Annotated in this window: 14 protein-coding genes; 10 read left to right on the top strand and 4 right to left on the bottom strand. The window is 64.0% G+C overall.

Going from position 1 to position 11,972, the window contains the following annotated elements:
• Complete coding sequence (locus BW979_RS19585) at positions 1 to 1,350, top strand: TolC family outer membrane protein (protein ID WP_076385252.1); 1,350 nt, start codon at positions 1 to 3, stop codon at positions 1,348 to 1,350.
• Positions 1,351 to 1,428: 78 nt separating this feature from the next.
• Here the strand turns inward: BW979_RS19585 and BW979_RS19580 are convergent, their stop codons facing one another.
• Complete coding sequence (locus BW979_RS19580) at positions 1,429 to 1,770, bottom strand: hypothetical protein (RefSeq protein ID WP_076385250.1); 342 nt, start codon at positions 1,768 to 1,770, stop codon at positions 1,429 to 1,431.
• Positions 1,771 to 1,974: 204 nt separating this feature from the next.
• Here BW979_RS19580 and BW979_RS19575 point away from each other — a divergent pair, with 204 nt between their 5' ends.
• The 3 genes from BW979_RS19575 to BW979_RS19565 are packed head-to-tail and all read left to right on the top strand — an operon-like array spanning position 1,975 to position 4,128.
• Complete coding sequence (locus BW979_RS19575; RefSeq protein WP_047228927.1) at positions 1,975 to 2,607, top strand: TonB C-terminal domain-containing protein; 633 nt, start codon at positions 1,975 to 1,977, stop codon at positions 2,605 to 2,607.
• The gene (locus BW979_RS19570; protein ID WP_047228928.1) at positions 2,604 to 3,149 is read left to right on the top strand and encodes a sigma-70 family RNA polymerase sigma factor; all 546 of its coding nucleotides are present in this window, start codon (positions 2,604 to 2,606) and stop codon (positions 3,147 to 3,149) included. Before BW979_RS19575 ends, BW979_RS19570 begins: the two co-directional genes overlap by 4 nt.
• A gap of 37 nt (positions 3,150 to 3,186) precedes the next feature.
• Positions 3,187 to 4,128, top strand: coding sequence for a FecR family protein (locus BW979_RS19565; protein ID WP_076386691.1), 942 nt, complete (start codon positions 3,187 to 3,189; stop codon positions 4,126 to 4,128).
• Positions 4,129 to 4,188: 60 nt separating this feature from the next.
• On the opposite strand, the gene BW979_RS19560 is transcribed toward BW979_RS19565, so the two are convergent.
• Both BW979_RS19560 and gspH read right to left on the bottom strand, forming a co-directional pair.
• Positions 4,189 to 4,800 carry a type II secretion system protein GspJ gene (locus tag BW979_RS19560; RefSeq protein WP_076385248.1) on the bottom strand — a complete coding sequence of 204 codons (612 nt, stop codon included), beginning with the start codon at positions 4,798 to 4,800 and terminating at the stop codon, positions 4,189 to 4,191.
• Positions 4,797 to 5,249 (bottom strand): type II secretion system minor pseudopilin GspH, encoded by a 453-nt coding sequence (gene gspH / locus BW979_RS19555; RefSeq protein WP_047228930.1) that lies wholly within the window; start codon positions 5,247 to 5,249, stop codon positions 4,797 to 4,799. The genes BW979_RS19560 and gspH overlap by 4 nt, the downstream gene beginning before the upstream one ends.
• Positions 5,250 to 5,365: 116 nt before the next feature.
• Here gspH and BW979_RS19550 point away from each other — a divergent pair, with 116 nt between their 5' ends.
• Complete coding sequence (locus BW979_RS19550; RefSeq protein WP_076385246.1) at positions 5,366 to 5,797, top strand: type II secretion system protein N; 432 nt, start codon at positions 5,366 to 5,368, stop codon at positions 5,795 to 5,797.
• 64 nt (positions 5,798 to 5,861) lie between these two features.
• On the opposite strand, the gene gspI is transcribed toward BW979_RS19550, so the two are convergent.
• A complete protein-coding gene (gene gspI / locus BW979_RS19545; RefSeq protein WP_076385244.1) occupies positions 5,862 to 6,236 on the bottom strand; it encodes a type II secretion system minor pseudopilin GspI in 375 nt (124 codons plus the stop codon).
• Positions 6,237 to 6,385: 149 nt separating this feature from the next.
• Between gspI and gspG the strand changes: the two genes are divergently transcribed.
• Genes gspG through gspD form a run of 5 tightly spaced genes read left to right on the top strand, consistent with a single transcriptional unit; the run spans position 6,386 to position 11,924 of the window.
• A complete protein-coding gene (gene gspG, locus BW979_RS19540) occupies positions 6,386 to 6,835 on the top strand; it encodes a type II secretion system major pseudopilin GspG (protein ID WP_076385242.1) in 450 nt (149 codons plus the stop codon).
• Positions 6,836 to 6,843: 8 nt separating this feature from the next.
• Positions 6,844 to 7,830, top strand: coding sequence for a type II secretion system minor pseudopilin GspK (gene gspK / locus BW979_RS19535; protein ID WP_076385240.1), 987 nt, complete (start codon positions 6,844 to 6,846; stop codon positions 7,828 to 7,830).
• Positions 7,827 to 9,008, top strand: a complete 1,182-nt coding sequence (gspL, locus tag BW979_RS19530) for a type II secretion system protein GspL (protein WP_076385238.1) — start codon at positions 7,827 to 7,829, stop codon at positions 9,006 to 9,008. Before gspK ends, gspL begins: the two co-directional genes overlap by 4 nt.
• Entirely contained in the window at positions 9,001 to 9,573 is a 573-nt protein-coding gene (gene gspM / locus BW979_RS19525) for a type II secretion system protein GspM (protein WP_076385236.1), read from the top strand. The genes gspL and gspM overlap by 8 nt, the downstream gene beginning before the upstream one ends.
• A complete protein-coding gene (gene gspD, locus BW979_RS19520; RefSeq protein WP_076385234.1) occupies positions 9,570 to 11,924 on the top strand; it encodes a type II secretion system secretin GspD in 2,355 nt (784 codons plus the stop codon). Before gspM ends, gspD begins: the two co-directional genes overlap by 4 nt.
• The last annotated feature ends 48 nt before the right edge of the window (positions 11,925 to 11,972 follow it).

The raw sequence follows: 11,972 nt of genomic DNA, 5'->3' as shown, positions 1-11,972 counted from the left end.
ATGATCGACCGATGCCGTTACAGCGCTCGCGTGCTGCTGAGCCTGTGCTCCAGTTGGGCGATGCTCAATGTCGCCTGGGCCGCCGACGGTGGCCTGAGCCTGACCGCGGCGTACGATGCCTCCCGCCTCAACGACCCGACTTTGCAGTCAGCCACCCATGCTTATGATGCCTCGCGGCAGGAAGAAGCGATTGGCCGTGGCGGCCTCTATCCGCAAGTGTCGCTGACTTCGCGTTATGGCCGCGGTGGGCGGACTGATGGCGGTGACGACAGCGGCTACGTCAACAGCAACGATTACCAGGCCAACAACGTCACCCTGGCGGCGCAGCAAGCGCTCTACGACAAGGCGCGCTGGGCGGCGTATCAGGAAGGCAAGGCACGAGGGCAACTGGGCAGCCAGCTTTTCGACGTCGCCGGCCAGACGCTGTTCGACCGGGTTGCCAAGGGCTACTTCGACGTCGCCCGGGCGGAAAACGAGATCAAGTTAATCGCCCAGCAAAAAGCCGCCATCCACGGGTTGGTCATCCAGAGCAAAAAACTCTTCGAGGGTGGCCAGGGCGCGATCACCGATATCGATGAAGCCCAGGCGCGGCTTGATCTGGTCGAGGCCCAGGAGGCCGAAGCCGAGGCTCGTCGCGTGGCCGCGCTGCGGGCGTTGTCCGGTCGTGCCAATGTGCCCATCGATGACATTGCGCCGATGCGCGAGGAGCTTGCCGCCGGCAGCCCGATCCCACCCGAGCAGGATCTGCCGTACTGGACGGCGATTGCCCGCGAGGCCAGCCCCGAGCTGGCGGCCCGGCTGGCGGCGGTGAAAGTGGCCGAGGCCCAGGCCGACAGCCAGCGCGCCGGGCATTATCCGACCTTGGCACTGACCACTCAGTTGACTCGCCGGGAGACCCGCCAGTACCAGGAACTTGACCCGCGCCAGGACACCTATTACGTGGGGCTGCAGTTGGATATTCCGTTGTATCGCGGTGGGGCGGTGCGAGCGTCGGTGGCCAAGGCCCAGGCGCAACTGGCCGGTGCGCAGTCGGACTATGACGTGCAACGCCAGCAGTTGGCCGAGACGATCGAAACCGATTACCTGGGCGTGGTGGCCGGCTTCGCCAAAAGCAAGGCGATGCAGCGCGCAGTGGAGTCCAACCAGCGGGCACTGGCTTCGACGGAAAAAGGCTTCCAGGGCGGTGTGCGCTCCACGGTGGACATCCTTGATGCGCAACAACGGTTATTCCAGGCCCGTCGGGACCTGCTCAACACCAAGCTGGACATGCTGCAAAGCTATGTGAGCCTGCATACCCACACCGGCCAGATGAACCGCGCAGTCCTGGAGCAGGTGCAAAGCCTGTTTTGAGGTGCGTAGGGGCTGCACTTTTAACGTTGCTACGCACTCCTGCGGCCAGGGAGCAAGTTCCCTGGCCACAAACAGCGGTTATCTGGGCAGCGGCGAGGGGCTGGCCGGGACCGTCGGTCGCTGGGGCTTGACCGAGGTGCCAAACGTATTACCCATGCGCACGCTGGTGGCCGCCGGGGTTGCCAGGCCGATGCTGTTCGGCGCGCGTTTGTTAACGGGCACATTCAAGGCCTCTTGCGTGCGTTGCGCGGCCGCCGCGGCCTGCGGATCATTGCCCATTTGTCGGCTCAGGCAGTTGTAGTCCGCGGTTCTGTAGCCACCCACGGTCACCTCGATACACGCCGGTACCTCTTCGCCATGGGCCCAAGGCTGGGCCATGAGCAGTCCGAGGCCCGCCATCATTTTCATCCACTGTTTCATTGTCGACCTCCTGGCCCGCCCAGAAGGCGGTTCGCTGTCAGAGCACGAGTTTAGTGGGGTCCGAGGGATTTGTATCAGTTGTCATACGACATTCATAAACAGCCCTCAGGATGACGGTTTTCAACGGATACGTCAGTCGTGCAGCAAGGCAGAGCCGGGGGCGGGCGCAGGCGTGGATTGGCCAGGTCACCCTTGGGGGGGCTGATGGCGTTGTTGTGGTTGCTGGCCGCGCCGATCCAGGCGAACAGCCTGGTGGAGCTGGACATCGCCCCGCAGGAACTGACCACGGCGCTGGAGCAATTCAGTCGGGCGACGGGTATGGCGGTGCTGGTGGATCAGCAACTATCCAGCCAGCGCCATACGCTGGGCGTCCAGGGACTGTTCACCGCTTCTCAAGGGCTCAATGTGTTGCTTCGCGGCACCGGGCTCGCGGCGCATTACGCCCGAGCGGATGCGTTCACGTTGCAACCGGTGCGGGTCCACGAGGTGCCGCTGCCTTCCGGCGCGGCCCCGGGCTTGAGCGACAGCAACTATGCGGCGGCGATCCAAACGGTCATCCAGCGCAACTTGTGCCGTTCACCACTCACCCGCCCGGGAAGTTTTCGGGCGGTGCTGCAAGTGTGGATCGGCCGGGACGGCGTGGTTCAGCATAGCCGCCTGGTCAGTTCCACGGGCGATCCGATGCGTGACAAGGCCTTGGTCAACAGTTTGCAAAACCTCAGGATCGACCGCCCGGCGCCCAGTTCATTGCGCCAACCGGTAACCCTGCTTTTATTACCCGACTCATCAGGAACAAGCATGGAGTGCACAGCAGGGGAAGGGGTTTTGGGGCGATGAAACACTCTGGTCGCAGCCCGTTGGTCAAGTTGTTCCTCACCTCTTATGAGGATTTCAAGGTGCGCCTGCGCAAGCGCCTGGGCTCCGAGGAACTGGCCAACGATGTGCTGCATGAAACCTACTTGCGGGTCGATCGCATGGTCGAGACGCCGGACATCGCCCAGCCCAGTGCCTATCTCTATCGCATGGCGCTGAACATTGCCGCCGACCGTCGGCAGGCCGATGCTCGCCTGCTCACCGGCAGCGAAATCGAGGACTTGCTGCAGATTTCCGATGAAGCGCTGGATCCGGCCCGGGTGGTGGGGGGGCAGAAGGAGTTGCAGACCTTGCTCAAGGCCCTGTATGAGCTGCCGGCGCGGCGTCGTAGGATTTTCATTGCCGCGCGTCTGGAGGAAGCGCCGCACCTGGAAATATCCCAACGTTTCGGCATTTCCACGCGCATGGTCGAGAAGGAAATCAAGGCCGCGCTGGGGCATTGCGCCCTGCGCCTGGAAAGAAAAGTGATTCAGCGGTTCGGTCCCGGCGCGGGAAAACAGTCTTGAGAGTAGAGACCAGACCAATTCGTGAGTGTGTGTGCGCTTGAACATCTTCAGCATTGCTTCCCCTGATGCCACGCCTCAGGCCCGACTGGCCAGCGAGGCCCAAGACTGGTTGATCCTGCTGACCTCGGGCCGTGCCACCGTGGCCGATGCCCGGGCGCTGCGCCATTGGTGCGGGCAAAGCCCCGAACACGCTCAGGCGTTCGAGCAAGCCAAGGCGCTGTGGCACGGGCTGCAACCGGCTGCCGAGGCGTTGCAGGCGCCGCGACATTTCGGACGACGGGCGTTGCTCGGCGGCGCGATCGCGGCGTCGGCAGGTTTTCTGTTGATCCGCGCCACGGTGCCCGGTGGGGTTTCCGGACTCGCTGCCGACTACGTCACCGAGGTTGGCGAACAGCGCCGGGTGGAACTGGCCAAGGGTGTCAGTCTTGAGCTGAATACCCAAACCCGCCTCAGCCGCCGTCAGTCGGCCGAAGGAGGGGAAGGATTGGTGTTGCTCGGCGGTGAAGTTGAAGTGTTGGGGAGCAGTGCTTCAACGGTCAGCGTCCAGGCCGGCGCCGGCTTGATCAGCGCCGCTCGGGCTCGATTCAATATCCGCTACATCGACCAGAGTGTCTGCGCGACCTGCCTGGAAGGTCTGGTGCAGGTCCAGGTGCGCGGCCAGAGTTTTCACCTGGAGTCGGGCATGCAACTGACCTACGACAGCGGCCGGGTGGGCACTCCAAAGAACGCAGATGTGTCGGCGGCCACTGCCTGGCGCGAGCAGGTGCTGGTGTTCAACGACGCGACCCTGGCCAGCGTCATCGACGAAATCAACCGCTACCGTCCTGGCATGTTGCTGTTACTCAATCGCGAATTGGGCCAGCGCAAGGTCCAGGCGCGGTTCCGTCTTGATCAACTGGCTGGCGTGGCGCTGTTGATCCGCGATGCCTATGGCGCCAAATGCACCGAATTGCCGGGCGGGGTGGTGGTGCTGAGCTGATTCAGCGCTATCCGGATGAGCCTCATCGCGAGCAGGCTCGCGGCCACACTGGGTTTGCTCTCACTCCAGCGGCCCCAACACCTGTCGATACTTTTCCATTCCTTGTGGCGTCTGCCGTGTCAGGCTGATTTCGATGCCCAGCGGGTTTTCCTGGCGATTGCCGCTGAGCTTGCGCCAACCTTTTTCCCTGTCCCAGTAACGCAGTCCGGCGTTGCTGACTTCGCTGAGCACCGTCACGCCCGCGCCGGGTGCCGGCAATGGGTAGCGGCTGCGGGCCTGGCCTTGGGCTCGGTAAAGCGTGTCACCCTCGAGCCACCAGCGCACCCTTTGCAGCGTGCCTTCTTGAGCGGCGGCCACCCGGATCACATCCAGACGAAACCCCCGACCTTCGGTGCTGCGCACGGTTAGGGCGGGTGGCGCGGTCCAGGGCTGCTCATCGACTCCAGGTTTTAACGGTTCGCTCAACTCGATGCTGGCGCGTAATGCTACGTCGCGTTCCAGCTGATTCAACACTCGCAGCAAGGCTTCGGTCTGTTCGGTGCTGGCCTGCAAATGGCTGTCGGCCCGGGTGACGCTGTCCAGTCCGCGCCAGGCAATCAGGCTGACCACCGCCATCAGCAGAATCGCCACCATGACTTCAAGCAGGGTGAAGCCCGTCTCCCGGCCGTTCATTGAATCTGCACCCGGCCAGCGGCGCTGCGCTGGACGTTTATGCTGCTCTGGCCGTCCGACAAACGAATGTTCAGCGGGGCGCCGATCCACTCGGCGCTCAACACGACCCGCTGCCTGGGCTCCACATGAACTTCCATGGACGGGCTCTGCCACCGGCGCGGGTGCAGTTGTGGATCATCCTTGAAGCGATCCAGCCCTGGCCCTTGATCCTGCCGACGGCTGAAACCGAACCCCTTGGCATCCCAGCGCCAGCTAATCGGCCGGCCATCGACGCGGGCTTCGGTTTGGGCGAGCTGTAGCAGTTGCGCCAGCCGCTCGGCATCCTGGCGCAGCAACTTCAGCGGGTCGGGTTTGATGCTCAAACCTACCGCGGCACTGGCGATGCCGATGATCACCAGTACCACCATCAATTCGATCAGGGTGAAACCGCGTTGCTTGCCAAGGTTCATTCGCGCTCCTTTGCGTCGGTATTCATCCTGCACGGTGAAGATGATAAGGATGTGAAATAAAACGGAGAGAATCGAGGCGTACGCTGGAGACCGGATAAAAAAAGGAGAGCCAGACCATGGTGTTCATCGACCGAGTTTCCCCAGCGCAACTCCTCCAGGCACTCGGTCTGTTGGCGGCATTGGCCGGGGTGGCGACCTGGTCTTCGCTGCTACTGACATCGGCTGAATCCCGCACGCCGGATGTTGCCCCGCAACGATTGGCCGAGCGTTCCGATAATCCTGCACGGCAATGGTTCTCCAGCCAGCCGGCGCCGGTGGATATCAAGGTCAGCGGTGTGCTGGCCGGCGCTCGCGGGGCTGTGGCGATCCTCAGTCTCAACGACGGCCCACCTCGTAGTTTCCTGGCTGGAGAGCGGGTGGCTCATGGGGTGCGGCTGGTGTCGATCGAGGCGCAAGCGGTGGTGATCGAGCGGGGCAATCAGCAAACGCGGCTGGCCTTGGCCCGATTGCCGGATTCGGTGGCTTTACCCTCGCTCACCCGTCCTTGAGATCACGACGAACCCTTGCGGCGAGGGAACAAGCTCACTCGACAAAAGGGACCGTGTATAGCCGCTATTTTTCCCGGCTGACCAACGTCTCCAACCGCGCTAACGGCGGTGCTTCGTGGCTGCGATCCGACACGGTCAGTTCAACCCGCAACATGCGGCCATTTTCCGCCGGGCGCAGGTTCTGTTCGCAACGCAGCAGCAACCGTCCCTGATCGCATTCGATGACTTTTGAACCCTGCACAAAACGCCCCTCCAAGTGCAGTTGCGCCAGTTGGCTGCGGGCCGCCAGCAGGGCGATGGACTTGTCTCGCAGCAGCCCATTGCTTTGGGTCATCACCGCAGTCACGCGCACCGCCGCCGACATGGCCACGGCGATGATCGCCAGGGCGACCAGCACTTCGATCAGGGTGAAGCCGGCTTGTGGGGCGTGACGTGGCATCGCGCGAGCTCTATGGGCGGAGGCAGCCCCCGAGCTTAACCGCCATTGTTGACCGATTGACGACGTAAGCTCCTGAGCATTTTCAATATCACTGACATATTTTCTTGCAACACTGCGCCACGAATTGAATCCAGCGAAGGACCGTCGAGATGCAGATCGCCCGTTACAACGCCCGTCTCCAAGGCCCTCGTGGGCAGCAGGGTTTCACCCTGATCGAAATCATGGTTGTGGTGGTCATTCTTGGCATTCTGGCGGCGATGGTGGTGCCCAAGGTCCTCGACCGGCCGGACCAGGCTCGGGCGACGGCGGCGAAACAGGACATTGGCGGTTTGATGCAGGCGTTGAAACTCTATCGCCTGGACCACGGCAGCTATCCGAGCATGAACCAGGGGCTCAAGGTGCTGGTGGAACGGCCCGCTGACGCAAAAAACAGCACATGGCGTTCCTACCTGGAGCGCCTGCCCAACGATCCATGGGGCCGTCCCTACAACTACCTCAACCCGGGCGCCAATGGTGAAGTCGATATCTTTTCCCTGGGGGCCGACGGCCAGCCTGACGGCGATGGTGTAAATGCCGACATCGGCTCCTGGCAGTTATAAGGGCCGTGATGCGAACGGATTCGCCCTTCGCGGCGAAGCAGCGGGGCATGGCGGTCATCAGTGCCTTGCTGATCGCCGCCGTGGTGGCGGTCATCGCCGGGGGCATGCTCACCCGCCAAACCCTGTTTACCCGCAGCCTGGAGGCCGAGCAGTTGCGTATCCAGGGCACGGCGCGGTTGCAGGGTGGCCTGCAATTGAGCCGCCAATTGTTGTGGGATGCACGTCAGCGCGATCCGCTCACGCGCTTCGGTCAGGCTTGGGCCAACCCTTTCGTGATGGCCGGTTCCAGCCTGGCTGACATCCCCTTCGAAGGGCGACTGGAAGATGAGCAAGGCAAATTCAACCTGCGCAATCTGGTCGCCAATGAACGTGTGGATCAGGAACAGGTGCGCACCTTCGAACGGTTGTGCGAGCAACTGGGTATCGCCGCGACGGTACGTGCGCGCATCGTCGCGCGGGTGATTGCCGCGTACCCACGGCTGTTGAACCCAGAGTTGGCGGACAAGGCCGCGGTGAGCAGTACGTTCGACAGCGGTCGCAGCACCTCGCCGGATGCTTCCGGTACGCCGTTGGCGCCGACACGCCCCATGCTGCGCACGTTGCAGGATTTGCGCAGCATCAAGGGTGTCACCCCGCAAGTGCTAGAAACACTGGCGCCTTATGTGACGATTCTGCCGGCCAATACCTGGCTTAACGGCAACACCGCCAGCGCCCCGGTGCTGGCTGCTTACGTGCCGGGGTTGTCGCTGCAACGGGCCCAGGCGCTGATCGCTGAGCGAGACGGTGGCCACTGGTTTATCAACCGTGGGGATTTCGTCAATCGCCTGCGCATGCCTGAGCTGGAAATGGCCTCCGTCAAGGTCGGCATCACCAGCGACTGGTTCCGCCTGCGGGGTCAGGCGCGCAGTGGGCAGCGGCGGGTCGTGCTGGATGCTTTGCTGCAACGCAGCCAGGACCGGATGCCTCAGGTGATCTGGTCACGGGTGGGCGTATGACTCGCTTGCGCATAGCGTTGATGCCACTGGGCAGCTTGAGCCTCGACAGCCCGGTGGCATTCGCCTGGCTCGATCGCCAGGGCCAGGTCCGCGACCAGGGGCACAGCAACCTCCGGGACCTCGGTCAGGGTGCAAAGAAGCAGCGGGTCGAATGTTTTCTCCATCCGCGCGACAGCTTGCTCACCAGTCTGGAACTGCCGCAGTTGCCGGCAGCGAAAATCACCGCCGCGGTGAACTGCGCCGCCCAGGCGCTGATGCTCGGTGCCAGCGAGCGCATGCAGGTGGCTCACAGCGCGCGCGGTGCCGACGGGCAGGTGCACATTGCCTGGCTCGACCGAGAGTCACTCGATGCCCTGGGCCGGATGCTGCACCAGGCCGGCCTGCACCTGCACGGGCTGTACCCGGCGGCCTACGCCCTGCCAGTGTTGTCCGGGCCGGTGGCCTGCGTCGACGACGGCCACCTGCTGGTGCGTTACAGCGTGCAGCACGCGGTGGTGCAGCCGCTGCTGGAAGAGGCGTTGGATGAATGGTTATTGGAGGCAGGGGCCGGGCTGCAGTGGGTGGGCGATTCGCCGCCGCAGGTTTCGATCAAAACCTTGCCCGCCCCCCAGCGCTGGACTGGTGCCGCGCCGGGCTGGGGCTTGCATGCTGGCCTGACGCATGGCCCGGCCGAGCGTGGCGGTTGGGGCAGGGCGGCGACGCTTTGCGCGGTGGCGCTGGCGGTGTGGGTGGTCGGCCTCAATCTCTACGCCACCCGTGAGGCCACCCAGGGCCAACGACTCAAGGCGCAGATGAGCCAGCGGGTAAAGCAGGCGTTTCCCGAACTGCCGGTGATTCTCAACCCCTTGCAACAAGCCCGACAGCAAATCGCCGCGCGCCAAAGCGGCACAGCGGCGGACCCGGCGCAACGCTTCGCCAGCCTGGTGCAACAGGCGGGCAGCGCCATGCCGTTCATGAGCGGCAACGTGCAGGAACTGGTGTTTGAAAACGGTGAGTTACGCCTGACGCTCGTGGCCGAGGCACAAAAAGCATCCGCCGCAGACGACTGGAAAATCCCCCTGACCGAGGCCGGCATCGACGTTGCGGCCAATGACCAGGGCTGGACCTTGCGTGCTGCTTTGCCCGGACAGGGCGCGCAGGACACCTCCGAACACCCCCCGGAAGCCGACGATGAATAAGCCATTCCCGGCACGGCTATGGGCGCAGTGGCAAACCCTGCGCGCGCGTGGCCGGACGTCCTGGCAGGGCCTGGCGGTGCGCGAGCAGCGCGCCGTGTCGCTGGCGGCGCTGGTACTCGGCGGGCTGCTGGTCTGGTTGCTGTTGATCCAGCCACCGCTCCAAACCCTTGCGTATTGGCAGGTCGAAACGCCGAAGTTGCGCGCGCAGACCCAGGCCCTCGAAGTGCTCTTGCGGGACGTCGGCGGCCCGGCGTCAGGCCAGCCTCTGGAAGCGGCTCTGCGCCAGGCCCTGGATGCCGGCGGCTTGAGCGAGCACTACCAGTTGCAGGCCGTGGACGCGGCTTGGCAACTCACTTTCAACGACGCGCCGGCCGATGAGGTGATGGGCTGGCTGTTGAGCAGTCCACGGCAATTTTCCCTGCAAGTGCTTGAAGCCCGTTTGCGGCGCACGGCCCCGGCCAACACCGACAACGCCGACAACATCGAAAACACTGAAAACACCGCCGGCACCCTGTCCGGAACCGTTCGCATGGATCAGGCGCAAGGCGCTAAGGAAGCTTCATGAAGGGGTCCCGATACCCGCGTCATTGGCGCAAGAGCGTGCCGTTTCTGTTGCTGGCATTGAGCGCCTGCAACAGCACACCGCCAGCGTCGCAGCCACCGTTGCTGGTGGACAGTGAACTGGGCATTCCGCTGGGCAGTACTCAGCGCAGCGGCGATGCGCTGCTGGACCGTCAGCGGGCCCAGACCTTGCGTGAACAGAAACCGCCAGTGCGACACCCGGTCGATCTCACCGCCCGCGCCCGCGAGCCCCGCAGCAGTACGCTGGCACGCAGCCCGCTGGGTGACCAACCGGTGACCCTGAACTTTGTCGAGGCCGACATTCAGGCGGTGGTGCGGGCCTTGTCCCGTTCCACCGGCCAACAGTTTCTGGTGGACCCGCGGGTCAAGGGCAACCTGACGCTGGTGTCCGAAGGTCAGGTGCCGGCGCACCAGGCCTATGACATGCTGCTGGCCGCGCTGCGCATGCAGGGCTTTAGCGTGGTGGATGTCGGCGGCGTGGCCCAGGTGGTGCCAGAGGCCGACGCCAAGCTGCTGGGCGGGCCGATCTACAGCGCCGACAGACCGGCCGGCAACGGCATGTTGACCCGCACCTTTCGCCTGCAATACGAAAACGCGGTGAACCTGATCCCGGTGTTGCGCCCGATCGTGTCGCCGAACAACCCGATCAATGCCTACCCCGGCAACAACACCATCGTCATCACCGATTACGCCGAGAACCTGTCGCGGGTGGCGCAGCTCATCGAAGGCATCGATACCCCCAGCGCCATCGACACCGACGTGGTGGCGATACACAACGGCATCGCCGTGGACATCGCGCAGATGGTCTCCGAGTTGCTGGAAACCCAGGGCGGAGACCAGACCCAGAAGATCAACGTGATCGGCGACCCGCGCTCCAACGCCATCATCATCCGCGCCGGCAGCCCCGAGCGCACCGAACTGGCGCGTAACCTGATCTACAAGCTCGACAATGCCCAGAACAACCCGAGCAACCTGCACGTGGTGTACCTGCGCAATGCCCAGGCCGGCAAACTGGCCCAATCCCTGCGCGGCTTGCTCACCGGGGAAAGCGAAGGTGAGGGCAGTGATAACTCGCGTTCGGTGCTCAGCAGCATGGGCGCCAGCACTAACGGCCAGAGCAGCGGCGATGGCGCCAGCACCAGCGGGACCACGGGCGGTAGCGCTTCGACCTCTGGCAATGGTTATGCCCAAGGCAGTAGCGGACAAAGCTCGGCTTCGCCGCAGGACGATCAGAGCACCGCGTTCAGTGCCGGCGGCGTGACCATCCAGGCCGACGCCACCACCAATACCCTGTTGATTTCCGCGCCGGACCCGCTGTACCGCAACCTGCGGGAGGTCATCGACTTGCTGGACCAGCGCCGCGCCCAGGTGGTGATCGAAAGCCTGATCGTCGAGGTCGGCGAGGACGATGCCAGCGAGTTCGGCGTGCAATGGCAGACCGGCAACCTGGGCGGCAGCGGTGTGATCGGCGGCGTCAACCTCGGTGGCACCGGGCTCAACCTCAACGGCAAGACCAGCATCGACGTGTTGCCCCAGGGCTTGAACCTGGGCCTGGTCAACGGCACGGTGGACATTCCCGGCATCGGCAAGATCCTCGACCTCAAGGTCCTGGCCCGGGCGTTGAAGAGCAAGGGCGGCACCAACGTGTTGTCGACGCCGAACCTGCTGACCCTGGACAACGAAGCGGCGAGCATTTTCGTCGGCCAGACCATTCCGTTTGTCAGCGGCAGTTACGTCACCGGCGGCGGTGGCACCAGCAACAACCCGTTCCAGACCGTGACCCGTGAAGAGGTGGGGCTGAAGCTCAACGTCCGCCCGCAGATTTCCGAAGGCGGGACGGTCAAGCTCGACATCTATCAAGAGGTCAGCAGCGTCGACAACCGCGCTTCGAGCGCCAGCGGGATTGTCACCAACAAGCGTGCCATCGACACCAGCATCCTGCTGGACGACGGGCAGATCATGGTCCTTGGCGGGTTGTTGCAGGACGGCTACAGCCAGAGCAACGACGCGGTGCCGTGGCTGTCGACCATCCCCGGTATTGGTGCGCTGTTTCGCAACGAGCGGCGGCAGATCACCAAGACCAACCTGATGGTGTTCCTGCGCCCCTACATCATCCGCGACACGGCGGCGGGGCGCGGCATCACCCTCAACCGCTACGACTTCATGCGCCGCGCCCAGGGCCTGCTGCAACCGGAGCGCAGCTGGGCGATGCCGGACATGCAAGCCCCGCAACTGCCGGCCTCGGCCAAGGCCATTCCGCCGGCCACCCCCGCCGGGCTGCAAACGCCCAGGGCGGTGATCAAGGCGGTTCCGGTTGAAGGAGGCACTCGCTGATGAACACCAGCCCTGTGGGAGCGAGCCTGCTCGCGATGACGGCGACCC

Source organism: Pseudomonas sp. A214 (assembly GCF_900156295.1).
Taxonomy (GTDB): Bacteria; Pseudomonadota; Gammaproteobacteria; order Pseudomonadales; family Pseudomonadaceae; genus Aquipseudomonas; species Aquipseudomonas rhizophila.
Note: the sequence above shows the minus strand (reverse complement) of the source record. Positions and strands in the feature narration are given on the sequence as shown.